The sequence below is a fragment of the Bradyrhizobium sp. SOJA106 genome (assembly GCF_059448745.1).
In genome coordinates this window covers 362769-386100 of record NZ_CM182549.1, presented here as the reverse complement: position 1 = coordinate 386100, position 23332 = coordinate 362769, and the positions used below count along the sequence as shown (strand labels likewise).

At 64.8% G+C, this 23332-nt stretch carries 20 protein-coding genes; 9 read left to right on the top strand and 11 right to left on the bottom strand.

Features of this window, described 5'->3' with window-relative positions; translation table 11 throughout:
* Window positions 1-97: 97 nt before the first annotated feature.
* From AC5V87_RS01860 to AC5V87_RS01825, 8 genes are all read right to left on the bottom strand, one after another.
* Window positions 98-3055, bottom strand: a complete 2958-nt coding sequence (locus AC5V87_RS01860) for a 2-oxoglutarate dehydrogenase E1 component (protein WP_456841893.1) — start codon at window positions 3053-3055, stop codon at window positions 98-100.
* 137 nt (window positions 3056-3192) lie between these two features.
* Window positions 3193-4077: a succinate--CoA ligase subunit alpha gene (gene sucD, locus AC5V87_RS01855; protein WP_495369816.1), complete on the bottom strand. Its 885-nt coding sequence runs from the start codon at window positions 4075-4077 to the stop codon at window positions 3193-3195.
* 35 nt (window positions 4078-4112) lie between these two features.
* Window positions 4113-4592: a DUF1579 domain-containing protein gene (locus tag AC5V87_RS01850; RefSeq protein ID WP_456841891.1), complete on the bottom strand. Its 480-nt coding sequence runs from the start codon at window positions 4590-4592 to the stop codon at window positions 4113-4115.
* A gap of 4 nt (window positions 4593-4596) precedes the next feature.
* The gene (gene sucC, locus AC5V87_RS01845; RefSeq protein ID WP_456841890.1) at window positions 4597-5793 is read right to left on the bottom strand and encodes an ADP-forming succinate--CoA ligase subunit beta; all 1197 of its coding nucleotides are present in this window, start codon (window positions 5791-5793) and stop codon (window positions 4597-4599) included.
* A 222-nt stretch (window positions 5794-6015) separates the two neighbouring features.
* Complete coding sequence (gene mdh / locus AC5V87_RS01840; RefSeq protein ID WP_456841889.1) at window positions 6016-6984, bottom strand: malate dehydrogenase; 969 nt, start codon at window positions 6982-6984, stop codon at window positions 6016-6018.
* 251 nt (window positions 6985-7235) lie between these two features.
* Window positions 7236-8420, bottom strand: coding sequence for a cell division protein ZapE (gene zapE / locus AC5V87_RS01835; protein WP_495369815.1), 1185 nt, complete (start codon window positions 8418-8420; stop codon window positions 7236-7238).
* A gap of 178 nt (window positions 8421-8598) precedes the next feature.
* A complete protein-coding gene (gene thpR, locus AC5V87_RS01830; protein ID WP_456841887.1) occupies window positions 8599-9135 on the bottom strand; it encodes an RNA 2',3'-cyclic phosphodiesterase in 537 nt (178 codons plus the stop codon).
* Window positions 9136-9309: 174 nt separating this feature from the next.
* Window positions 9310-9945, bottom strand: a complete 636-nt coding sequence (locus AC5V87_RS01825; protein ID WP_456843502.1) for an arylesterase — start codon at window positions 9943-9945, stop codon at window positions 9310-9312.
* Between the two features lie 55 nt (window positions 9946-10000).
* On the opposite strand from AC5V87_RS01825, the gene AC5V87_RS01820 reads away from it, so the two are divergent.
* From AC5V87_RS01820 to AC5V87_RS01805, 4 genes are all read left to right on the top strand, one after another.
* The gene (locus AC5V87_RS01820; RefSeq protein ID WP_495369814.1) at window positions 10001-10723 is read left to right on the top strand and encodes an ABC transporter ATP-binding protein; all 723 of its coding nucleotides are present in this window, start codon (window positions 10001-10003) and stop codon (window positions 10721-10723) included.
* Window positions 10720-13290, top strand: coding sequence for an ABC transporter permease (locus tag AC5V87_RS01815; protein ID WP_495369813.1), 2571 nt, complete (start codon window positions 10720-10722; stop codon window positions 13288-13290). Before AC5V87_RS01820 ends, AC5V87_RS01815 begins: the two co-directional genes overlap by 4 nt.
* A gap of 271 nt (window positions 13291-13561) precedes the next feature.
* On the top strand, window positions 13562-14353 hold the full coding sequence (locus AC5V87_RS01810) for a Bax inhibitor-1/YccA family protein (protein WP_456841884.1): 792 nt from the start codon (window positions 13562-13564) through the stop codon (window positions 14351-14353).
* A 288-nt stretch (window positions 14354-14641) separates the two neighbouring features.
* Window positions 14642-15172, top strand: coding sequence for a GNAT family N-acetyltransferase (locus tag AC5V87_RS01805; RefSeq protein WP_495369812.1), 531 nt, complete (start codon window positions 14642-14644; stop codon window positions 15170-15172).
* Between the two features lie 99 nt (window positions 15173-15271).
* Here AC5V87_RS01805 and AC5V87_RS01800 read toward each other — a convergent pair whose 3' ends face one another.
* The 3 genes from AC5V87_RS01800 to acnA form a co-directional block, all read right to left on the bottom strand.
* Complete coding sequence (locus AC5V87_RS01800) at window positions 15272-15643, bottom strand: DUF2794 domain-containing protein (RefSeq protein WP_456841882.1); 372 nt, start codon at window positions 15641-15643, stop codon at window positions 15272-15274.
* Window positions 15644-16243: 600 nt separating this feature from the next.
* Complete coding sequence (locus tag AC5V87_RS01795) at window positions 16244-17020, bottom strand: DUF1223 domain-containing protein (RefSeq protein WP_495369811.1); 777 nt, start codon at window positions 17018-17020, stop codon at window positions 16244-16246.
* A gap of 218 nt (window positions 17021-17238) precedes the next feature.
* Window positions 17239-19959, bottom strand: coding sequence for an aconitate hydratase AcnA (gene acnA, locus AC5V87_RS01790; protein WP_456841880.1), 2721 nt, complete (start codon window positions 19957-19959; stop codon window positions 17239-17241).
* Window positions 19960-20200: 241 nt separating this feature from the next.
* On the opposite strand from acnA, the gene ccmA reads away from it, so the two are divergent.
* The 5 genes from ccmA to AC5V87_RS01765 all read left to right on the top strand — a co-directional run bounded on the left by ccmA (window position 20201) and on the right by AC5V87_RS01765 (window position 23289).
* On the top strand, window positions 20201-20803 hold the full coding sequence (gene ccmA / locus AC5V87_RS01785; protein ID WP_495369810.1) for a heme ABC exporter ATP-binding protein CcmA: 603 nt from the start codon (window positions 20201-20203) through the stop codon (window positions 20801-20803).
* Between the two features lie 232 nt (window positions 20804-21035).
* Window positions 21036-21704 carry a heme exporter protein CcmB gene (ccmB, locus tag AC5V87_RS01780; RefSeq protein WP_456841879.1) on the top strand — a complete coding sequence of 223 codons (669 nt, stop codon included), beginning with the start codon at window positions 21036-21038 and terminating at the stop codon, window positions 21702-21704.
* A 92-nt stretch (window positions 21705-21796) separates the two neighbouring features.
* Window positions 21797-22528, top strand: coding sequence for a heme ABC transporter permease (locus AC5V87_RS01775; protein ID WP_456843500.1), 732 nt, complete (start codon window positions 21797-21799; stop codon window positions 22526-22528).
* 3 nt (window positions 22529-22531) lie between these two features.
* Entirely contained in the window at window positions 22532-22711 is a 180-nt protein-coding gene (gene ccmD, locus AC5V87_RS01770; protein WP_456841878.1) for a heme exporter protein CcmD, read from the top strand.
* Window positions 22708-23289, top strand: coding sequence for a DsbE family thiol:disulfide interchange protein (locus AC5V87_RS01765; protein WP_456841877.1), 582 nt, complete (start codon window positions 22708-22710; stop codon window positions 23287-23289). The genes ccmD and AC5V87_RS01765 overlap by 4 nt, the downstream gene beginning before the upstream one ends.
* Window positions 23290-23332 lie beyond the last annotated feature (43 nt).

Below are 23332 nucleotides of genomic sequence, written 5' to 3'. Positions count from 1 at the left end.
GGCATCCAGTACTCCGCGGCGTTCGTGGTCATCACGGCCGTCACGGCGTACTGGATCGCCCGCCTTCGCGGGCGATGACAGCATCCTAAAAATCTTCTCAGCTCAGTGCTTCGTCCAGGAATGCCTTCAACTGCGCCTGATGCTTGGACATCAGACCAGTCGCGGTCGCGGCGGAAGCCGCTCGGCCGACATAACGCGGACGCCGGCTCGCGCCGTTCACCTGGTTCAGCACCCATTCCAGATAGGGCTCGATGAAGTGCCAGGCACCCATGTTGCGGGGCTCTTCCTGGCACCACACCATCTCGGCCTTCTTGAAGCGGGACAGCTCGGCCACCAGCGCCTTCAGCGGCACCGGATAGAGCTGCTCGACGCGCATCAGGTAGATGTCGTCGATGCCGCGCTTCTCGCGCTCCTCGTAGAGGTCGTAATAAACCTTTCCGGAGCACAGCACGATGCGGCGGATCTTCTCGTCGGGAACGAGCTTGATCGCTTCGTTCGGCAGCATCTGGGCGTCATCATAGAGGATGCGGTGGAAGGTCGTTCCCTTCGCGAGCTCTTCGAGACGCGACACCGCCCGCTTGTGACGGAGCAGCGACTTCGGCGTCATCATGATCAGCGGCTTGCGGATCTCGCGATGCAGCTGGCGGCGCAGCACGTGGAAGTAGTTCGCCGGCGTGGTCGGATAGACCACCTGCATGTTGTCTTCCGCGCACATCTGCAAGTAGCGCTCGAGACGCGCCGAGGAGTGCTCCGGTCCCTGCCCCTCGTAGCCGTGCGGCAGGAGGCAGACGAGACCGGACATGCGCAGCCATTTGCGCTCGCCCGAGGAGATGAACTGGTCGAACACGACCTGCGCGCCGTTGGCGAAGTCGCCGAACTGGGCTTCCCACAGGGTCAGCGTGTTCGGCTCGGCGAGCGAATAGCCGTATTCGAAGCCGAGCACGGCTTCTTCCGACAGCAGCGAGTTGATGACCTCGTAATGGCCCTGCTCGTGGCCGAGATGGTTGAATGGCGTGTAGCGGCTCTCGTCCTCCTGGTCGATCAGGACCGAGTGGCGCTGCGAGAACGTGCCGCGCTCCGAGTCCTGTCCGGACAGGCGGACGTGGTGACCTTCCCCGAGCAGCGTGCAGAACGCCAGCGCTTCGCCGGTCGCCCAGTCGATGCCGTTGCCGCTGTCGATCGCCTTGGAGCGGTTATCGAGAAAACGCTGGATGGTGCGGTGAACGCGGAAACCATCAGGCACCTTGGTGATCTTGCGGCCGATATCCTTCAGCGTGGCGATGTCGACGCCTGTGACGCCGCGCCGCGCATCCTCTTCCTGGTCGGCGATCTTGAAGCCGGCCCACTTGCCGTCGAGCCAGTCGGCCTTGTTCGGCTTGTAGGAGGTGCCGGCCTCGAACTCGGCATCGAGCCGCGAGCGCCAGTCAGCCTTCAGCTTGTCGACCTCGCCCTCGGTGACCACCCCCTCGGCGATCAGGCGCTTGGCATAGAGCGACAGCGTCGACGGATGGGCCGCAATCCGCTTGTACATGACCGGCTGGGTAAACCCCGGCTCATCGCCCTCGTTGTGGCCGTAGCGCCGATAGCACCACATGTCGATCACGACGGGCTTGTGGAACTTCTGCCGGAATTCGGTCGCGACCTTAGCCGCGAACACCACCGCTTCCGGATCGTCGCCGTTCACGTGGAAGATCGGCGCGTCGATCATCTTCGCCACGTCGGACGGGTAAGGCGAAGAACGCGAATAGCGCGGATAGGTGGTGAAGCCGATCTGGTTGTTGACGATGAAGTGCACGGAGCCGCCGGTGCGGTAGCCCTTCAGGTCGGACAGGCCGAAGCACTCCGCGACCACGCCCTGGCCGGCGAACGCGGCGTCGCCATGCATCAGGAGCGGCATGACGGAGATGCGCATATCCGGCGGATCACCGTGCTGGTCCTGCTTGGCGCGAACCTTGCCGAGCACCACGGGATCGACGATCTCGAGGTGCGAGGGGTTGGCGGTCAGCGACAGATGGATGCGGTTGCCGTCGAACTCGCGGTCCGACGAGGCGCCGAGGTGGTACTTGACGTCGCCCGAGCCTTCGACCGCGTCGGGGTTGGCCGAGCCGCCCTTGAACTCGTGGAACAGCGCGCGGTGCGCCTTGCCCATCACTTGGGTCAGCACGTTGAGGCGGCCGCGGTGCGGCATGCCGAGCACGATTTCCTTCACGCCGAGATTGCCGCCACGCTTGATGATCTGCTCGAGCGCGGGGATCAGGGATTCACCGCCGTCGAGGCCGAAGCGCTTGGTGCCGGTGAATTTGGTGTCGCAGAACTTTTCGAAGCCCTCGGCTTCGATCAGCTTCTGCAGGATGGCGCGGCGGCCTTCGCGGGTGAACGAGATTTCCTTGTCTGGACCCTCGATGCGCTCCTGGATCCAGGCCTTCTGTGCGGCATTGCTGATATGCATGAACTCGACACCGAGCGTCTGGCAGTAGGTGCGCTCGCAGATCGCGGTGATCTCGCGCAGCGTGCCGTATTCGAGGCCGAGAACGTGATCGAGAAAGATCTTTCGGTCGAAATCGGCTTCGCTGAAGCCGTAGGTGCGGGGGTCGAGCTCTTCGCGATTGCGTGGGGCTTCGATGCCGAGCGGATCGAGCTTGGCATGGAAGTGGCCGCGCATGCGGTAGGAGCGGATCAGCATCAGCGCGCGGACCGAGTCGCGCGTCGCCTGAAGCACGTCGGCGGAGGAGATGTCGGCTCCCTTGGCCTGTGCCTTGGCGGCGATCTTGGCACCGACCGCCTTCTCGACCTCAGCCCAGTTGCCATCGAGGGCGGAGGTGAGGTCGTCCTTCGGGGTCAGCGGCCAGTTGTCGCGCTCCCAGGACGGGCCTTCCGCGTTCTTGCGGACGTCAGCCGGCTGATCGTTGAGGCTCTTGAAGAACTCCTGCCACTCGGCGTCAACCGAGGACGGGTCCTTCTCGTAGCGGGCGTAGATTTCGTCGATGTAGGTGGCGTTGGTGCCCTGCAAAAAGGATGACAGGGCAAAGGCTGCGTTCGCGTCCTGGCGAGACATACTTGAGTTCCTGGCGATTTCGGTTCGCGCATAACAAATGGCGCTGGCGCCGAGCTCCCCCGACAGGGCTCGACGCGACAGGCACCCTTTACCCTATTTGCTGCGAAACTTCGCCCGGAAAAGCACGAAGAAGTGAATTAGCTCTTCAATTTTTCGGCAAGCGTATGGCCGAGGCGCGCGGGCGACGGAGAGACGGTAATTCCGGCCGATTTCATCGCCTCGGTCTTGGAACCAGCATCGCCCTTGCCCCCCGAGATAATCGCGCCGGCGTGGCCCATGCGGCGGCCGGGAGGTGCGGTGACGCCGGCGATGAAGCCGACCATCGGCTTCTTGCGGCCGCGCTTGGCCTCGTCCTTGAGGAACTGGGCGGCGTCCTCCTCAGCGGAACCGCCGATCTCGCCGATCATGATGATCGATTCGGTCTTGGGGTCGGCCAGCAGCATTTCGAGCACGTCGATGAACTCGGTGCCCTTGACCGGGTCGCCGCCGATGCCGACCGCGGTGGTCTGGCCGAGGCCTTCCTGGGAGGTCTGGAACACGGCTTCATAGGTCAGCGTGCCCGAGCGGGAGACAATGCCGACCGAGCCGGTCTTGAAGATGTTGGCGGGCATGATGCCGATCTTGCACTCGCCGGCCGTCATGACGCCCGGGCAGTTCGGCCCGATCAGGCGCGACTTGGAACCGGCCAGCGAGCGCTTCACGCGCACCATGTCGATAACCGGAATGCCCTCGGTGATGCAGACGATCAGCGGGATCTCGGCATCGATGGCTTCGCAGATCGCATCCGCGGCCCCCGGCGGCGGCACGTAGATCACCGACGCATCGGCGCCGGTCTTCTCGCGCGCCTCGCGCACGGTGTCGAACACCGGCAGGCCCAGATGCGTCGAGCCACCTTTGCCCGGCGAGGTGCCGCCGACCATCTTGGTGCCATAGGCCATCGCAGCCTCGGAATGGAAGGTGCCGTTCTTGCCGGTGAAGCCCTGGCAGATGACCTTGGTGTTCTTGTCGATCAGGATGGACATGAGGTCTGCTTTCGCGAAACTAACGAGTGAGAGGGTCAGTGGATGCGGCGATAGACGCCGGTGAGCACGTCGGCCCAGCCTTCCGCATCCGGCGAGAACTGGATCTTCAACGAGTAGGAATTGTCGTCGATGATCTCGTAGACGTGGCGTGCATTGCCGCGGAGCGAGCCGCGCACCAGCGTCAGGGTCTTGCCGACCCACCCGCCGGAAGCGGGCGACGGCGGCGTGTAGCCGAGCGAGTCGTACCAGAACAATTTGTAGGTCCGGTCGTCACGATCGTAGGTGAAGATGCCGTGGGTCGCGAAGACCTGCTTGCCGTCACGCATCTGCACCGAGTCCTGGATCAGGTAGAACCCGTTGAGATCCATGCGCGCGACGGTGCGCGAGGTGGCCCGGCCGCCTTCGGTCCAGCGCGACGGGAAGACCGTCTCTTCGCCATCCCATTCGCCGGCGAACGCGGCGAGACGCGCGTGCTCTGCAAGCGGAGATGATGCGGCGAGATGGTCCTGGGCCATGGCCTTAGCCTCCCTTGACGGCCTTCACGATCTTCTGCGCGGCGTCGTCGAGATTGTCGGCCGGCACCACGTTGAGACCGGATTCACGGATGATCTTCTTGCCGAGTTCGACATTGGTGCCTTCGAGGCGAACCACCAGCGGGACGCCGAGGCCGACTTCACGAACCGCAGCCGTGACGCCTTCGGCGATCACGTCGCATTTCATGATGCCGCCGAAGATGTTGACCAGGATGCCCTTCACGTTGGGATCGGCGGTGATGATCTTGAACGCGGCCGCGACCTTCTCCTTGCTGGCGCTGCCGCCGACGTCGAGAAAGTTCGCCGGCGACATGCCGTAGAGCTTGATGATGTCCATCGTCGCCATAGCGAGACCGGCGCCGTTGACCATGCAGCCGATATTGCCATCGAGCGCTACGTAATTGAGGTCGTACTTCGAGGCCTCGATCTCCTTGGCGTCTTCCTCGGTCTCGTCGCGCAGTGCGAGCACGTCAGGGTGACGGAACAGCGCGTTGTCGTCGAACGACACCTTGGCGTCGAGCACGCGGAGCTGGCCCTGCTTGGTCACGACCAGCGGGTTGATCTCCAGCATCGACATGTCCTTGGCGACGAAGGCCGCGTAGAGCTGCGCGGTGAGCTTTTCCGCCTGCTTGGCGAGGTCACCGGAGAGCTTCAACGCGTTCGCAACCGTGCGGCCGTGATGACCCATGATGCCGGTCGCGGGATCGACCGAGAAGGTCACGATCTTCTCAGGGGTGTTGTGCGCGACGTCCTCGATGTTGACGCCGCCTTCGGTCGAGACGACGAAGGAGACGCGCGAGGTCTCGCGGTCGACCAGGATCGAGAGGTAGAACTCCTTGTCGATGTCGGAGCCGTCCTCGATGTAGAGGCGGTTGACCTGCTTGCCGGCGGGGCCGGTCTGCACGGTCACGAGCGTTGCGCCCAGCATCTGCTTGGCGAACTCCGAAACTTCGGCGGCCGATTTGGCGATGCGAACGCCGCCTTTGTCGCCGGCCGAGGCTTCCTTGAACTTGCCCTTGCCGCGGCCGCCGGCATGGATCTGGCTCTTCACCACCCAGACCGGACCGGGCAGTGCCTTGGCCGCAGCTTCGGCGTCGGCGGCCTTGAGGACCGGCACGCCCTTGGAGATCGGCACGCCGAACTCGTTCAGCAGCGCTTTGGCCTGATATTCATGGATATTCATATGGTCGCTCCCTGAACCCGCGGGCGGTGACCTCTTGGGCCCACCTCAGTCTTGTGGCTGGCATACCATATACCACAGGAACTGCAACCCGGATTCTTTGACGTCGAGATCTTTGGACTGCTGAGCCGGTACCCGCCAGGCCTTCAACAAGACTTGCAGCCGGGCCCCGGAAGTGAAACCGCCGAAGACCGGGTTTCGGTCTTCGGCGGGGTTGTTTGCGCCTTAGCGGCCGAGAAGATCGGGTGCGATCTTCTTGCAGGCGTCGACGAGGCCCTGCACGGCGCCCACAGACTTGTCGAACGCCTCGCGGTCCTTGCCGGCGAGGTCGATCTCGACCACGCGCTCGACGCCCTTGGCGCCGATCACGACGGGCACGCCGACATACATGTCCTTCACGCTGTACTCGCCGTTGAGATAGGCGGCGCAGGGCAGCACGCGCTTCTTGTCGCGCAGATAGCTCTCGGCCATCGCGATCGCGGACGCTGCCGGGGCGTAGAAGGCCGAACCGGTCTTGAGCAGGTTGACGATCTCGGCACCGCCATTGCGGGTGCGGTCGACGATCTCGTCGAGACGTGCCTGCGAGGTCCAGCCCATCTTGACGAGGTCGGGCAGCGGGATGCCGGCGACGGTGGAGTACTTCACCAGCGGCACCATGGTGTCGCCGTGGCCGCCGAGCACGAAGGCGGTGACGTCCTCGACCGACACGTTGAACTCGTCGGCGAGGAAGTAGCGGAAGCGCGCAGAATCGAGCACGCCGGCCATGCCGACAACCTTCTTGTGCGGCAGGCCCGAGGCCTTCTGCAGCGCCCAGACCATCGCGTCGAGCGGGTTGGTGATGCAGATGACGAAGGCGTCGGGGGCGTACTTCTTGATGCCGGCACCGACCTGCTCCATGACCTTGAGGTTGATGGAGAGGAGGTCGTCGCGGCTCATGCCGGGCTTGCGCGGCACACCGGCGGTGACGATGCAGACCTTGGCGTTGTCCAGTGCTTCGTAGGAATTGGCGCCGGTGTAGTGGGCGTCGAAGCCGTCGACCGGCGAGGACTGCGCGATGTCGAGCGCCTTGCCCTGCGGCACGCCTTCGGCGATGTCGAACATCACCACGTCGCCCAGTTCTTTCAGGCCGATGAGATGAGCCAGCGTTCCGCCGATCTGACCGGAGCCAATCAAAGCAATCTTGTCGCGCGCCATGTGAACCTGTCCTTTAGACACGTAAGGAGGGGAAAACTGAGACGGGTGGTTATCCCTTTCGTCTCCCCCGTTCAAGTCGCTGGATGCCCATTTGTCGGGCTTGGCGCGATTCCGACCAGCAAACTCTAGCCCGTCATTCCGGGGCGTCCGCGCCATTGCGCGGGCGAACCCGGAATCTCGAGATAGTCGCGCGAGAGTCCGGGTTCGCGCTGACGCGCGCCCCGGAATCACGGAAGGGGCGAAGATAGGACTTAAGTCTCCACCAATCCCTTGGTGGAGCCGCTGGCGGTGGAATCCTTGCGGCCGTGGGCCAGCGCCAGATAGGATTCCGAACTCATCTCGATCAGGCGCGAGGCGGTCCGCTTGAACTCCATGGCCTCGTTGCCCTCGGTGCCGAGATAGAGCGAGATCGGGTTGGCGTCGGCCGAGGCCATCAGCTTCACGGCATTGTCATAGAGCGTGTCGATCAGCGTGATGAAGCGCTTGGCGGCGTTGCGCTGGGAGAAGTCCATCACTGGAATATGGTCGACCAGGATGGTGTGATAGTCGTGCGCGAGCCTGAGATAATCGGATGCCCCGAGCGGCTTCTCGCAGAGATCGGCGAACGAGAAGCGCGCGACGCCATGGGCCGAGCACGGCACGTGCAGGGTGCGGCCCTTGATCGAGATGTCGCGCGACTTGCATTTGGCGTTGCCGGTCATTTTCGACCAGGCGCGGTCGAGCGCGGCATCCGCATCGCCATCCGCCGGCGTCAGCCACATCGGCACGCCCTGGAGCTTCTCCAGGCGGAAGTCGGTGCGCGCGTCGAGCCGCGCCACGTCCATGTGGTCGGTGATCTGCTTGATGAAGGGCAGGAACAGCAACCGGTTGAGGCCGCTCTTGTAGAGATCGTCAGGCGCGACGTTGGAGGTCGCGACCACCACGGTGCCGAGCTCGAACAGCTTTGCGAACAAGCGTCCGAGGATCATCGCATCGGCAATGTCGGTGACGTGGAATTCGTCGAAGCAGAGCAGCCAGCTCTCCTCGAAGATCGCCGTCGCGGTCAGCGCGATGACGTCGCCATCCGCGATCTCGCCGCGCGCGATGCTCTGGCGATAGTCGTAGATGCGCTCATGCGCTTCGGCCATGAACTCGTGGAAATGCGCGCGGCGCTTGTGCTCGACGGTCGAGTGCTGAAAGAACAGATCCATCAGCATGGTCTTGCCGCGGCCGACCTCGCCATGGATGTAGAGCCCACGCGGCGCCTCGTCCTTGTCGCTGCTGAACAGGCGGCTGAGCAGGCCCTGCTTGCGCTGCGGCTTGTAGCTCGCAAGCCGCAGGTCGAGCGCGGCATAGGCCTCGGCGACCTCGGCCTGCGCGGCATCGGGCTCGATCGCGCCTGACGCAATCTCGGCCTGGTATGCCTCGCGGAATGAGGAGTTTGGGGTGGAGAGCATGGCTCTTTCCGCCAGAGATGGGCGGAAATTGCAAGCCGTGAATTGAGGTCAGAGGTATGCGCTTTCGTGTCCCGGACGCGCTGCAGCGCTCCTGCGCTGCTGCGCAGAGCCGGGACCCACCATTTCGTTCATCGCGGAGCGCTGGGCCCCGGCTCTACGGCCGGGCACGAGAGCGGCACTACGCGCACAGCTCGTAGGCGTCCTCGACCACATACGGCCCGCCGCCGGTCGATGCGCGCGAGGAGAACAGCACGAAGCGTTCGGCCATGAAGGCCTTGCTCGGGAAGTAGCCACGGATCGAGAGATAGTCGGCGACGTCGCGGTCGGTGGCGTCGTGCAGCCGTGCGAGCGTGACGTGCGGGATGAACTTGCGGCCCTCGGGATCGAGACCGATCCGCTGCATCATGCGTTCGAGCTCGGCCTGCAATTCCATCAGCGGCTTGCTCGGCGCAATCGTCGCAACGACTGCCCTTGGCTTGCGACCGCCAAAGCTCGTCAGGCCCTGCACCTTCACCTCGAACGGTTTCCGGTCGACGCGAAACAGCATCGAGGCGATCTCGTTGGCGGAGGCGCCGTCGATATCGCCGATGAAGCGCAAGGTGACGTGATAATTTTCGGGATCGATCCACCGGGCGCCGGGAAGGCCACCCCGTAAGTTGGAAAGCGACTGGCCGATCTCGGCCGGAATTTCCAGACCAGTGAACAAACGCGGCATCGTTCAGCACTCCCGATGCTTGGGTACGGCCCTCAAGGCAAGGACCATATCCAAATTAGAGCCGGCGACGAATCACCGGTACCCTGATTCCTATCGCAGTTGTGTGACTCTGCGAAGCTCACCGCGCCTCACCCCGGCAAAACCCTGGGAATTAGGGTTAGCGCTGCCTGTTTTTCAACGCCGCTGCTCGTGGATCGTGCCAATGAATGCCTCCACGGTGGGCATGATCTTGCCGACGATGATGTCGACGCCGGCCGCGGTCGGATGAATGCCGTCGGCCTGGTTGAGCTTGGCGTCGGCCGCGACGCCGTCGAGGAAGAACGGATAGAGCGGCACGTCGAACGTCTTCGCCAGATCCGGATAAATCGAATTGAAGCGCGCAGCATATTCGGCACCGTAATTCGGCGGCGCCAGCATGCCGCACAGCATCACCGCGATCTTGCGCGCCTTCAGCCGCGCGACGATGTCTGTCAGCGCTTTGCGCGTCAAGTCAGGATCGATGCCGCGCAGCGCGTCGTTGGCGCCGAGCTCGACGATCACGCCATCGGTTCCATCGGGCACCGACCAGTCGAGCCGGTCGCGGCCGCCGGAGGAGGTGTCGCCGGACACTCCCGCATTGGTCATGTCGACGGCTATGCCCTTGGCCTGCAAGGCTTTTTGCAGCTTGATGGGGAACGCCTCCTGGCCCGGGAGGCCGAGGCCGGCGCTCAAGGAATCGCCGAGGACAACAAGCTTGACCGGCTTGGTCACCTCGGCCCAGGCTGGCTTTGCCATCGTCATCAAAGCGAGCATCAACACGGCTATGTGCATGAAGAATCCGTAACGCCTCTCGACCGTGCGTGCGGACTTGCCATATGACCGGGCCATGGACACTCGCATCGATCCCTCTTCGCTCGCCGACACCTCGTCGGACACCATCGCCATCTCCAACGTCAATCTCTCATTGGGCACGGGCGCTGCACGCGTTCACATTCTCAAGGATATCAGCCTGCGGGTCGGCCGTAGCGAGACGATCGGCCTGATCGGCCCGTCAGGCTCGGGCAAATCCACGCTGCTGATGGTGATGGCGGGGCTGGAGCGTCCTGATAGTGGAGAGGTGGTGGTGAACGGCACGCCTTTCAATGCCCTCGATGAGGACGCGCTGGCCCGCTTCCGCGGCCGACAGGTCGGCATCGTGTTCCAATCCTTCCATCTGATCCCGACCATGACGGCGCTGGAGAACGTTGCCGTGCCGCTCGAGCTTGCCGGCGATCCGGATGCGGCCAAGCGCGCGGCGCAGGAGCTGCAATCGGTCGGGCTCGGTGATCGCCTGCATCACTATCCGACGCAGCTGTCCGGCGGCGAGCAGCAGCGCGTCGCCCTCGCCCGCGCGCTGGCGCCCGATCCCGCCATCCTCGTGGCCGACGAGCCGACCGGCAATCTCGACGAGGCCACCGGAAAGCAGATCGTCGATCTCCTGTTCAGCAAGCATGCCGAGCGCGGCATGACGCTGGTGCTGGTCACGCACGATTCTTCGCTGGCGCATCGCTGCGACCGCGTGATCCGCCTGCGCTCCGGGCGCATCGACACGCAGACCGCGCGGGCATGAGCGCTGTGGCCGAACCGTTCGCGAAGCCCAGCGCGATCGCGCTGTCGCTGCGCTACGCATTGCGCGAATTGCGCGGGGGTCTGCGCGGCTTCTACGTCTTCATTGCCTGCATCGCACTCGGCGTGATGGCCATCGCCGGCGTCGGCTCGGTGTCGGCGAGCCTCTCCGATGGCCTCGCCCGCGAGGGCCGCACGCTGCTCGGCGGCGACGTCTCCTTCGTGCTGTTCCAGCGCGAGGCCAAGCCCGAAGAGGTCGCCTTCCTGCGCTCGCGCGGCACCGTCTCGACCGCCGCGACATTGCGCGGCATGGCGCGCTCGGCCGAGGGCAAGCTCGCGCTGGTCGAGATGAAGGCGGTCGACGGCACCTATCCGATGCTCGGACAGCTGACGCTGTCCCCGCCGATGCCGCTGTCCGATCTGCTCGCCGAGCGCGACGGTGCGTTCGGCGCGGCGGCCGATCCGACGCTGCTGGCGCGACTGTCTCTCAAGACCGGCGACCGCGTCAGCATTGGCTCGGCGACTTTCCAGATCCGCTCGACCGTCGAAGCGGAGCCCGACAAGCTCGCCGGCGGCATCGGCTTTGGCCCGCGCTTCCTGATCAGCGAGGCGGGGCTGCGCGCCACCGGCCTGATCCAGCCCGGCAGCCTGGTGCGCTGGGTTTACCGGGTGAAACTCCCCGATGGCGCCAATACCGAGCAGGCCACCGAGGCCTTCATCAACGACGCGCGCAACACGGCGCCGCAGGCCGGCTGGGAGATCCGCAGCCGCTCCAACGCCTCACCGCAGCTCGAGCGCAACATCAACCGCTTCACGCAGTTCCTGACGCTGGTCGGCCTTGCCGCGCTGCTGGTCGGCGGCGTCGGCGTCGCCAATGCCGTGAAGAGCCATATCGACCGCAAGCTGGAAGTGATCGCGGCCTTCAAGGCGGTCGGCGCCACCGGCCGCGACGTCTTCGGCATTTACCTGGCGCAGGTGCTCCTGCTCGCCGCCATCGGCTCGGTGATCGGCCTTGCGCTCGGCGCCGCAATCCCGTTTGCGATCGTCGGCCTGTTCGGAAAATTGCTGCCGTTGCCCGTGGTGCCGGCGGTGCATGCCGACGAGCTCGCGCTGTCCTTCGTCTACGGCCTGCTCACCGCGCTCGCCTTCGGCCTGTGGCCGCTCGGACGCGTCCACGACGTGCCGGTGGCCGCGCTGTTCCGCGACACCATCAGTTCCGAATGGCACCGGCCACGCGCGAGCTATCTCGTGTTCATGGGCGTCGTGATCGCGCTGCTCGTTGCGGTCGTGATCGGGCTTTCGTTCGACAAGCGCATCGCCGCGGTGTTCGTCGCCTCCTCAGTGGTCGTGTTCGCCCTGCTGCGCGGCATCGCTGCGCTGCTGATGGCGATCGCACGGCACCTGCCGCGGACGCGGCTGCCGATGCTGCGGCTGGCGATCGCCAACATCCACCGGCCCGGCGCGCTGACGCCCTCGGTCGTGCTGTCGCTCGGCCTTGGGCTCGCCGTGCTCGTCACCATCACCCAGATCGACGGCAATCTGCGCCGCCAGTTCCTGGCAGCGCTCCCGGATCGCGCGCCCTCGTTCTTCTTCATCGACATCCCGAGCACGCAGGCAGATCAGTTCGACGATTATCTGCGGCAGATCGCGCCCGGCGCGAAGGTCGAGGACGTACCGATGCTCCGCGGCCGCATCGTCGCCGCGCGCGGCGTGCGCGCCGAGGACCTCAAGCCCACCACGGATTCGGAGTGGGTCCTGCAAAGCGACCGCGGCCTGACCTATACCGCCGAGCTGCCGAAGGGCTCCAAGGTGGTCGAGGGTGAATGGTGGAGCCCCGACTATTCCGGCCCGCTGCTGGTCTCGATGGAGAAGAAGATCGCCGACGGGCTCGACCTCAAGCTCGGCGACGAGATCGTGGTCAACGTGCTCGGCCGCGACATTCCGGCCAGGATCGGCAATCTGCGCACCATCGACTGGCAGGGCATGGGCATCAATTTCGTGCTGGTGTTCTCGCCGAACGCGTTCAAGGGCGCGCCGCACACCCATATCGCAACGCTGACCGAGACCGGCGGCGATGCGACCGGCGACGGCAAGATCATCAGGCAGGTTGCGGATGCCTATCCGATGGTGACCAGCGTGCGCGTGCGCGAGGTGATGGAGACGGTCGGCTCGGTCGTGACCAACCTGGCACTGGCGATCCGCGGCGCCAGCGCCGTGACGCTGATCTCGGCGATCCTGGTGCTGGGCGGCGCGCTCGCCGCCGGCCACCGCCACCGGGTCTACGATGCGGTGATCCTGAAGACGCTGGGTGCCACCCGGCTGCGGCTGCTCGGCGCCTATGCGCTCGAATACCTCCTGATCGGGCTCGCCACAGCGGTGTTCGGCGTGATCGCCGGCAGCATCGCCGCCTGGATGATCGTGACGCGGCTGATGACCCTGAGCTTCGTCTGGCAGGCCGGCAGCGCGGCCGGCGTGGTCGCGGCCGCGCTGGTCGTTACCGTCGGGCTCGGCCTTGCCGGCACGCTGCTGGCGTTGAACAAAAAGCCCGCTACGGTGTTGCGGAATTTGTGACAAAATGTAGCGGGATTGCCGCGCGGGAGCGGATTCGCACGATTCCTGCGATTAACCACGTCCGCTCGCCAGGATTGTGCCCGAGGGCGACATTCAGCCGCGCGTGGACGGTTGCAGCGAATGTGTTAGTTTCCCACATATCGAATGGGTTCGGAGTCCCCGATTGTTAGCCAAATTTAATGTCGGCAGACAACGGTATCCGGATAGAACTTGACGAACCGGCGGCATGGCGACCCTCATGCCGGACCGGCCAACCAACGGGAATTCGACCATGTCGGACCTAGACCGTAACTACGCTTCTCCTTTCGGCAGGGCCGCCGGGCGTGTTGACGCCGCGACGGTCGACGCCGGCCTGCGCGCCTACATGCTGCGCATCTACAATTACATGAGCATTGGCCTTGCCATCACCGGCCTGGCCGCGCTCGGTGTCTATATGGCTGCCGTGACGGACGTCCCGACCGCGGACGCCGTCCGCGTCGGCAAGCTGTTCCTGACGCCGTTCGGCTACGCGATGTTCGTCAGCCCCCTGAAGTGGCTGTTCATGCTCGCGCCGCTCGCGATGGTGTTCGTGATCTCGGCAGGCATCAACCGTCTCGCTCCCTCGACCGCCCAGATCCTGTTCTGGGTGTTCTCGGCGCTGATGGGCATCTCGCTGTCGTCGATCTTCCTGGTGTTCACCCACACCTCGATCGTGCGGGTGTTCTTCATCACCGCGGCGACCTTCGGTGCACTGAGCCTCTATGGCTACACCACGCGTCGTGACCTGACCGGCATGGGCTCGTTCCTGTTCATGGGCCTGATCGGCATCATCATCGCTAGCCTGGTGAACCTGTTCCTGGCGAGCTCGATGCTGCAGTTCATCGTGTCGGTGGTCGGCGTGCTGGTGTTCGCGGGCCTCACTGCCTGGGATACCCAGCGGCTGAAGAACGACTACATCTACGGCTACGCTTCGGCCGGCGGTGACATCGCGGAGCGCGCGGCCATCACCGGCGCACTGTCCTTGTACCTGAACTTCATCAACCTGTTCACGCTGCTGCTACAGCTCCTCGGCCAGCGCGACTAAGCGCCAGACCCGAGAGAACGGACACGAGCCCCGGCCGAAAGGCCGGGGCTTTTGTTTTGGGCCGGTAGCAGCCACATACGCGGCGTCATCGCCCGCCTTGTGCGCAATTGCGCACTGGGGCGGGCGATCCAGTCTTCCAGATGCAGTCGTGATTGACCGAGAGGCCGCGGCGCACTGGATTCCCCCGCCTTCACAGGGAATGGCGGCGGAGCAAGTGGAGCAATGACCGGGTGAAGAAGCGGCGGAGCCTCTTCCAGCAACCGGGCGAAGCCTCTAGAGTCTGCGGCCATGTCCGCACCCGATATCAGGCCCACCACTGAGGCCGACCTTCCCGCCATCACCGCCATCTACCAGCAGGCTGTCCGCGAGGGCACCGCGACGTTCGAGCTGGATCCGCCCGACCTTGCCGAGATGACGCGCCGTTACCGCGCGCTGATCGACGGCGGCTATCCCTATCTCGTCGCCGTGCTCGACGGCCGCATTGCCGGCTATGCCTATGCCGGCGCCTATCGGCCACGCCCGGCCTATCGCTTCACGGTCGAGAACTCGATCTATCTCGATCCGAGCTTCCACCGCCGCGGCATCGGCTCGCTGCTGCTGGAGCGGCTCATCACCGAATGCGAGGCGCGCGGCTTCCGCCAGATGATCGCGGTGATCGGCGATTCCGCCAATGCGGGCTCGATCGGCGTGCACACCAGGGGCGGCTTCAAGATGATCGGCACCCATCCCAATGTCGGGCTGAAATTCGGCCGCTGGCTGGACACGGTGATGATGCAACGCGACCTCGGCGAGGGCGCGAAGACGGTGCCGGGGAAGTAGGTCTCGTAGGGTGGGCAAAGCGATAGCGTGCCCACCAGGCGCGGCGATAGAGAAAGAACGTGGGCACGGCGCTTGCACCCTACGGCACCGGTCGCGCGGCTAGACCACCGCCAGCTTGCGATCGATCACCAGCAGCACGCGCTCGAGCTCGTGGCCGCGGCGCAGGATCAGGCCGGTGGCCGAGATCACGCTGTACATGCCCTGCTTGCGCGCGAGGCGCGGGTCCTTCTCGATGCGGTAGATCGGCACTTCCGAGGCGCGGCGATAGACCGAGAACACGGCGCGGTCCTTCAGGAAGTCGATGGCATAGTCGCGCCACTCGCCGTCAGCGACCATGCGGCCGTAGAGATTGAGAATACGATGCAGTTCGAGCCGGTTGAACGTCACCCGGCTCGGCTGCGCGTTCGCCGCGGCGGGCCGCGCCGCCGCGCGCTGCTCGCTCGGATCGGCATCCTCCGACGTCAGGTTCATGGGAGCGCCTCCTCATCGCACAGCACCATCGTGCCCGCGAAACCGTCCCCGGAACCGCGGATCATGACAATCGCATGATTGCGCCAACCGGTCCTCGCCGCAAGGGCCGTTGCAGGAACTCGGAAAGGACGTCGGGGCTCAACCGATCCGATCGGGTGCGAACAATCCCACACGCAAAAGTGGAACTCTGTCGCGGCAAACCGTCACGGGATCGTTAGCAGGAATCATACTGTCGCCGCTTTTCCGCCCAGCGCCCGCCGCCCTGCACTGCGAAAAGATTCGTGTGCGTTGGCCCGGTCCTTTCGGTTCCGGATTCCTCAGCCCCCAGCCCCCCGGGGTCGAACAGGATCGGGTCTGTACGCGCGACAAGGAGGGCCAACGCAAGTTGGTCCTTTTTTGTTTGTGTCGGATTGTTTCTGGCGCGACGAATTCTCTCGAAACATCCGCGCGAAGATACTCTCTCCTCACCTGAGGAGCCGCGAAGCGGCGTCTCCAAGGATGAAAGGCCGAGCTGCATCAGCGGGGCCAGCATGGTTCGAGACGGCCCTGACGCGCCCCCTCACCATGAGGGTTGAGAGCAGAGCACGACGCGAGAGCGAATCAATGCAGCGACGTGTACGCCGCGCCCAGCATCGGACCGGGCTTGTCGCGGCTGCCGTCCTGGACATAGACCACCGCGCCGTCGACGCCGTCCCGCGCGAGGTTCTCGACCGGCACGGTCCAGCTTTCCGAACTGCCGGTCCAGTCGCCGACCTTGAGCAAATTGCGCACTACGTTGTGGTAGGTGATCTGCTGTCCGCGATTTTCGCCGCGGCTGATCGAGATCGGCACCGATTTGGCGACCGAGCAGATCCAGACCTCGCCACGCGAGACCGCCGGCTCCTTGCTCGCGGCCACCGACACGTTGATCTGCTTGCCCGAGAGCGACATCGTCACCGGCACGCTCATCACGCCGCTGCTCTTGTCGGTCTTGCCGATCGCATTCTCGATGCCGGCACGATCGCTGCCGATGACATGCGCCGAGCCATTCACGACGACCTGCGGCGTGTAGACCTCGCGGTCGCCGCGCATGCGTGAATAGGCGCGCTGCCGCGCCGAGAAACGCGAATCCGCCAACGTGTCCTTCCAGCCGAGATAGTCCCAATAATCGATCGGCATGCTCAGGGCGATGATCGAGGGATCGCTGGAGAGATCGCCGATGATCTTGTCGGCGGGCGGGCAGGACGAGCAGCCCTGCGAGGTAAACAATTCGACAACGGCGCGCGGATCGGCGTGGGCGGGACGGATGATGGCGACGATGGCGCAGATGCTGAGCGCTCCCGACCAGAGTGCACCGGACCAGCGCGAAACCAGATTAGAAGCCGTCATTGTCGTCATGTCGAACGTCACACATCGTCAGTCGTTGGGGGAAGCTTATCGCCTGATGGTCACCGTAATCTTACGGGGTGCGGCATGTTCAATCGTCCAGGGCGGAATTTCCGCCGGGCGAGCCCATCCGAAGCATGCCGCAAACGCGCGAAGGCGGCCTTGTGATAGGCCGCCTTCGCTTAACCTTCTACTCACTTCGCAGTGAGCCATCGTTCACAAATCCGCGCTTACGCCGCGAGCTTGCGCAGCACGTAGTGCAGGATGCCGCCGTTCCGGTAGTAGTCGAGCTCGTCCAGCGTATCGATGCGGCAGAGCAGCGAAACGCGCTGCAACGAACCGTCACCGGAGACGATCTCCGCGGTCAGCTTCTGGCGCGGCTTGAGGTCGCCGACGAGGCCACGCAGCGTGACCTTCTCGTCGCCCTTCAGGCCGAGCGACTGCCATGAGGTGCCTTCCTCGAAGGTCAGCGGCAGAACGCCCATGCCGACCAGATTGGAGCGATGGATGCGCTCGAAGCTCTGGCAGATCACGGCGCGTACCCCAAGCAGACGCGTGCCCTTCGCAGCCCAGTCGCGCGAGGAGCCGTTGCCGTATTCGGCGCCGGCGAACACGACGAGCGGCACCTGCTCCTGCTGGTACTTCATCGCGGCGTCGTAGATCGACATCTGCTCGCCGTCGGGCCAGTGTTTTGTCAGGCCGCCTTCCGGAATATTCCCGTCCGCACCCTTCAGCATGAAGTTCTTGATACGGATGTTGGCGAAGGTGCCGCGCATCATCACTTCATGGTTGCCGCGGCGCGTGCCGTACTGGTTGAAGTCGGCCGGGCGCACCTGGTGCTCGCTGAGATATTTGCCCGCGGGCGAGGTGAGCTTGATCGAACCGGCCGGCGAGATGTGGTCGGTGGTGATCTTGTCGCCGAACATGGCGAGGATGCGTGCCTCGACGATGTCGGTGATCGGCTCTGGCTCCTTCTTCATGCCTTCGAAATAGGGCGGGTTCTGCACATAGGTCGACGACATGTTCCAGCGATAGGTCTCGCTCTCGACCGTCTTGATCTTGCGCCAGTTGGCGTCGCCCTTGAACACGTCGGCATACTTCTTCTTGAAGATCGACGAGGTCACGAACTTCTTCATGAAGGCGTTGATCTCCTTCGTCGTCGGCCAGATGTCCTTGAGGTACACCGGCTTGCCGTCCTTGCCTTCGCCGAGCGGCTCGACGGCGAGGTTCTTGGTGACGCTGCCGGCGAGCGCATGCGCGACCACCAGCGGCGGCGAGGCGAGATAGTTCGCCTGCACGTCCGGCGAGACGCGGCCTTCGAAGTTGCGGTTACCGGAGAGCACGGCCGCGGCGACGATGCCGTTCTCGTTGATCGACTTCGAGATCTCCTCCGGCAGCGGACCGGAATTGCCGATGCAGGTGGTGCAGCCGAAGCCGACGAGATTGAAGCCGACCTTGTCGAGATCCTTCTGCAGACCCGAATCGGCGAGATAGCCGGCGACCACCTGGCTGCCCGGGGCGAGCGAGGTCTTCACCCACGGCTTGGCCTTGAGGCCCTTCGCAGCGGCGTTGCGCGCCAGCAGGCCCGCGCCGATCAAGACGCTCGGATTCGAGGTGTTGGTGCAGGAGGTGATGGCGGCGATGACGACGTCGCCATGGCCGATCTCGTAGTTCTTGCCTTCGACGGCGAAGCGCTTCTTGGGCTCCTCGGCCTTCTTGTACTCGGTGCCGAGCGCGAGCGAGAAACCTTCGGCGACCGAGGGCAGCGCGATGCGGCCTTCGGGACGCTTCGGACCGGCCATCGACGGCACGACGTCCGCGAGGTCGAGCGTCAGCGTTTCCGTGAACACCGGATCGGCCGACTTGGCAGTGCGGAACAGGCCCTGCGCCTTGGCATAGGCCTGCACCAGCGCCACGCGCGCGGGTGCGCGGCCGGAGGTCTTGAGATAATCGATCGCGGCGGCGTCGACCGGGAAGAAGCCGCAGGTCGCGCCGTATTCGGGCGCCATGTTGGCGATGGTCGCCTTGTCGGCGACGGAGAGATTGTCGAGGCCCGGGCCGAAGAATTCGACGAATTTGCCGACCACGCCGAGCTTGCGCAGCATCTGCGTCACGGTCAGCACGAGGTCGGTCGCGGTGACGCCTTCCTTCATCGCGCCCTTCAGCTTGAAGCCGACGACGTTGGGCAGCAGCATCGACAGCGGCTGGCCGAGCATGCAGGCTTCCGCCTCGATGCCGCCGACGCCCCAGCCGAGCACGGCGAGACCGTTGACCATGGTGGTGTGGGAGTCGGTGCCGACCAGCGAGTCAGGATATGCGACCTCGAAGGTGCCGGTCTTCTTGCCGACCGTCATCTTCTCCTTCTTGGTCCAGACCGTCTGGGAGAGATATTCGAGATTGACCTGGTGGCAGATGCCGGTGCCGGGCGGCACGACGGAGAAGTTCGAGAATGCCTTCTGGCCCCACTTCAGGAACTCGTAGCGCTCCTGGTTCTGCTTGTACTCTTCCGTGACGTTCTTGGCGAAAGCCTTGTTGTCGCCGAAGAAGTTCACGATCACGGAGTGGTCGATGACGAGATCGACGGGGACCAAGGGGTTGATCTTCTCGGCATCGCCGCCGAGCTTCTGCATCGCGTTGCGCATGGCAGCCAGGTCGACTACGGCCGGAACGCCGGTGAAATCCTGCATCAGCACGCGGGCCGGGCGGAAGGCGATCTCATGCTCCAGCGACTTCTTGCGCAGCCACTTCGACACCGCGACGATGTCTTCCTTCTTGACCGAGCGGCCGTCCTCGTTGCGCAGGAGGTTCTCGAGCAGGACCTTCATCGAATAGGGAAGTTTCGAAATTCCCTTCAGACCATTCTTCTCGGCCGTGGGCAGGCTGTAATAGACATAGGTCTTGGCGCCGACCTTGAGGGTCTTTTTGCATTTGAAGCTGTCGAGCGAGGTCATGTAGGAAATCCCAATTGTTAGTTATACCCGGCAGGGTATTTTAACACCGTCAGCGTAGCAGGCTGGGGTCGCTTGCAGGGGCAGGTTGAGTTGCTGCATCAAGTAGTTCCGGGCTTATAGAAGCTTTCTAACCGCACCGCCACAGCCACAATCGGACCCAGCAAGTCGCGAGCCAAAAATTCTGATGCGCTACCCCAAGTTTTCCTGAGGCCCGGCATTGGACGGGTTGATACCAGGCAAGATGCAGCTGTCGGGGCGAGGGGTCACCTGCGTGCGCGGCGGCCGGGAGGTGTTTGCCGGGCTCGATTTCGAGGCCGTTTCCGGCGAGGCTGTGGCGGTGGTCGGCTGCAACGGCTCGGGCAAGACCTCGCTGCTGCGGCTGATCGCCGGCCTGCTCGTTCCGGCCGGGGGCACGATCGTACTGGACGGGGCCGACGCCGACATGACGCTGCCCGAGCAGTGCCACTATCTCGGCCATCGCGACGCGCTGAAGCCGGCGCTGAGCGTGGCTGAGAATCTGTCATTCTGGGCCGATTTCCTGGGCGGCGAGCGCAGCGACGCGGCTGAGAGCCTCGTCATCGTCGGCCTCGACCATGCCAGCCATCTGCCCGCGGCGTTCCTCTCCGCCGGTCAGCGCCGCCGGCTGTCGCTGGCCCGGCTGCTGACGGTGCGACGGCCGATCTGGCTGCTGGACGAGCCGACCAATGCGCTGGATGTCGCCGGCCAGGAGATGTTCGGCGCGCTGATGCGGGGGCATCTGGGGCGTGGCGGGATCATCATCGCGGCGACCCATGCGCCGCTGGGGATCGAATCGCGGGAGCTGCGGATCGGGGGGCGCGCATGAGGTCCGAGCACCCTCAGCTTTTCGAGCGGCCGGGCTGGGCTCTCGCAATCAGGGCGCAGCCGTCGCCGCGGGCTCCCTCGCCTCTCCCGCTTGCGGGAGAGGCCGCGCCGAAGGCGCGGGTGAGGGTTCTCTCCGCTAGGGGGTTCTCGCGAGCGGAGACACCCTCTCCCCGGCCCTCCCCCGCAAGCGGGGGAGGGAGCGCACCGTCCTCAGGGCACGATGGGGCCCCCCGATGACCGCCTTGTCCGCCCTGATCCGCCGGGACATCCGAATCGCGCTCCGCGTCGGCGGCGGGGCGCTGATTGGCGTGCTGTTCTTCCTGACCGTCGTCGTCCTGATGCCGTTCGCGGTCGGACCGGATCTGGCGCTGCTGTCGCGGCTCGGGCCTGCGATCCTGTGGCTCGGTGCGCTGCTGGCGAGCCTTTTGACGCTCGACCGGCTGTTCATGGCCGACCACGAGGACGGCTCGCTCGACCTGATCACGATGAGCCGGACCCCGCTGGAACTCGCCTGCGCGGCCAAGGCGCTGGCGCATTGGCTGGCGGCCGGCCTGCCGCTGATTGTCGCAACCCCCGTGCTGGGCCTGTTGCTCAATCTCGACATGGTCGCCACCGCTGCGGTGGCGCTGACGCTGCTGGCGGGCACCCCGGCGCTGACCTTCACCGGCATGATCGGCGCGGCACTGGCGGTGACGCTGCACCGGGGCGGGCTCCTGATGGCGGTGCTGGTGCTGCCGCTGTCTATCCCAGTGCTGATTTTCGGCGTGGCGGCCTCGCAGGCGGCGATCGTCGGCCCCATGACGTTCGGCGCGCCGTTCTCGATCCTGTGCGCGCTGTCGCTGGTGAGCTTCGTGATCGGACCGTTCGCGGCAGCGGCGAGCCTGCGACATGGACTCGACTGACCATGGCGCGGCCGGCCTTGACCCCGATCAACTTTCGCCGCGCGCTTTTATGCTGATTGCCTGAGCGCTGACCTGTGACTAATCAGAAGACCATGACGCTGATCGATCTCGCCAATCCGACACGGTTCCTCGCGCTGACGGCGCGGGTGTTGCCGTGGCTTGCGGGTGCAACCGTGATCCTGCTCGCGATCGGCCTCTACCAGTCCGCGCTCGCACCCGACGACTATCAGCAGGGCGCGACTGTCAAGATCATGTTCATCCACGTGCCCAATGCCTGGCTGTCGATGTTCGTGTGGGGCGTGATGAGCATTGCATCGCTGGGCACGCTGGTGTGGCGGCATCCGCTCGCCGACGTCGCCGCGAAGGCGGCAGCGCCCATCGGCGCCAGCTTCACCTTCCTTGCGCTGCTGACGGGCTCGCTGTGGGGCCGACCGATGTGGGGCACCTATTGGGAATGGGACGCGCGGCTGACCTCGGTGCTGATCCTGTTCCTGATGTATCTCGGCCTGATGGCGCTGTGGCGCGCGGTCGACGATCCCTCGCGCGCGGCGCGTGCCGCAGCGGTGCTGACCCTGGTCGGCGCAATCAATCTGCCGATCATCAAGTTCTCCGTCGACTGGTGGAACACGCTGCACCAGCCGGCCTCGGTGATGCGCATGGGCGGCTCCACACTGGACAAATCGTTCCTGATTCCGCTGCTGGTGATGGCGATCGCGTTCACGCTGCTGTTCGTCACGCTGCATCTGGCCGCCATGCGCAACGAGATTTTGCGTCGCCGTGTCCGCTCGCTGCAGATGATGCAGGCAAGTCAGAAAGCTGCATAAGCGATGTCGCTTGGTCCCTACGCGTCTTTCATCGTGACGTCCTATGCGGCAGCCGCTCTCGTGGTCGCGATCCTGATCGGCTGGGTCATCATCGACTATCGCAATCAGACTCAGCGGTTGCGCGAGCTTGACCGCAGCGGCGTCTCGCGTCGTTCGGGCCGAAGTGCTGTAGACACACCATGAGCGATCAATCGACCTCCGCACCGCAGCGCCGCACCTTCCTGATGGTGCTGCCGCTGCTCGCCTTCATCGCTCTGGCGCTGTTGTTCTGGTTCCGGCTCGGCAGTGGCGATCCCTCGCGCATTCCTTCGGCACTGATCGGGCGGCCCGCGCCGCAGACCACGCTGCCGCCGCTCGAGGGATTGCAGGCCGGCAATGCGCAGGTGCCGGGGCTCGACCCCACCGCCTTCAAAGGCAAGGTCAGCCTCGTCAATGTCTGGGCGTCCTGGTGCGTGCCCTGCCACGACGAGGCGCCGCTGCTGACTGAGCTCGCCAAGGACAAGCGCTTCGAGCTCGTCGGCATCAACTACAAGGACAGCGCCGACAACGCCCGCCGCTTCCTCGGCCGCTACGGCAACCCGTTCGGCCGCGTCGGCGTCGACGCCACCGGTCGTGCCTCGATCGAATGGGGCGTCTACGGTGTGCCGGAGACCTTCGTCATCGGTCGCGAGGGCACGATCGTCTACAAGCTGGTGGGGCCGATCACGCCGGACAATCTGCGGACGGTGCTGCTGCCGCAGATGGAGAAGGCGTTGAAATAGTCACCGTCATTCCGGGGCGGCTCGCAGAGCCGAACCCGGAATC

Coding starts and splice junctions, on each gene's coding strand:
- AC5V87_RS01800 (WP_456841882.1), bottom strand. CDS start 15,643: ATGAACCTGACGTCGGAGGATGCCGATCCGAGCGAGCAGCGCGCGGCG.
- AC5V87_RS01775 (WP_456843500.1), top strand. CDS start 21,797: ATGACGCTGATCGATCTCGCCAATCCGACACGGTTCCTCGCGCTGACG.
- AC5V87_RS01765 (WP_456841877.1), top strand. CDS start 22,708: ATGAGCGATCAATCGACCTCCGCACCGCAGCGCCGCACCTTCCTGATG.
- sucD (WP_495369816.1), bottom strand. CDS start 4,077: ATGTCCATCCTGATCGACAAGAACACCAAGGTCATCTGCCAGGGCTTC.
- AC5V87_RS01795 (WP_495369811.1), bottom strand. CDS start 17,020: ATGACGACAATGACGGCTTCTAATCTGGTTTCGCGCTGGTCCGGTGCA.
- AC5V87_RS01815 (WP_495369813.1), top strand. CDS start 10,720: ATGAGCGCTGTGGCCGAACCGTTCGCGAAGCCCAGCGCGATCGCGCTG.
- AC5V87_RS01850 (WP_456841891.1), bottom strand. CDS start 4,592: ATGGCCCAGGACCATCTCGCCGCATCATCTCCGCTTGCAGAGCACGCG.
- thpR (WP_456841887.1), bottom strand. CDS start 9,135: ATGCCGCGTTTGTTCACTGGTCTGGAAATTCCGGCCGAGATCGGCCAG.
- ccmB (WP_456841879.1), top strand. CDS start 21,036: ATGACCGCCTTGTCCGCCCTGATCCGCCGGGACATCCGAATCGCGCTC.
- AC5V87_RS01825 (WP_456843502.1), bottom strand. CDS start 9,945: ATGCACATAGCCGTGTTGATGCTCGCTTTGATGACGATGGCAAAGCCA.
- ccmA (WP_495369810.1), top strand. CDS start 20,201: ATGCAGCTGTCGGGGCGAGGGGTCACCTGCGTGCGCGGCGGCCGGGAG.
- ccmD (WP_456841878.1), top strand. CDS start 22,532: ATGTCGCTTGGTCCCTACGCGTCTTTCATCGTGACGTCCTATGCGGCA.
- zapE (WP_495369815.1), bottom strand. CDS start 8,420: ATGCTCTCCACCCCAAACTCCTCATTCCGCGAGGCATACCAGGCCGAG.
- mdh (WP_456841889.1), bottom strand. CDS start 6,984: ATGGCGCGCGACAAGATTGCTTTGATTGGCTCCGGTCAGATCGGCGGA.
- AC5V87_RS01820 (WP_495369814.1), top strand. CDS start 10,001: ATGGACACTCGCATCGATCCCTCTTCGCTCGCCGACACCTCGTCGGAC.
- AC5V87_RS01805 (WP_495369812.1), top strand. CDS start 14,642: ATGTCCGCACCCGATATCAGGCCCACCACTGAGGCCGACCTTCCCGCC.
- acnA (WP_456841880.1), bottom strand. CDS start 19,959: ATGACCTCGCTCGACAGCTTCAAATGCAAAAAGACCCTCAAGGTCGGC.
- AC5V87_RS01810 (WP_456841884.1), top strand. CDS start 13,562: ATGTCGGACCTAGACCGTAACTACGCTTCTCCTTTCGGCAGGGCCGCC.
- sucC (WP_456841890.1), bottom strand. CDS start 5,793: ATGAATATCCATGAATATCAGGCCAAAGCGCTGCTGAACGAGTTCGGC.
- AC5V87_RS01860 (WP_456841893.1), bottom strand. CDS start 3,055: ATGTCTCGCCAGGACGCGAACGCAGCCTTTGCCCTGTCATCCTTTTTG.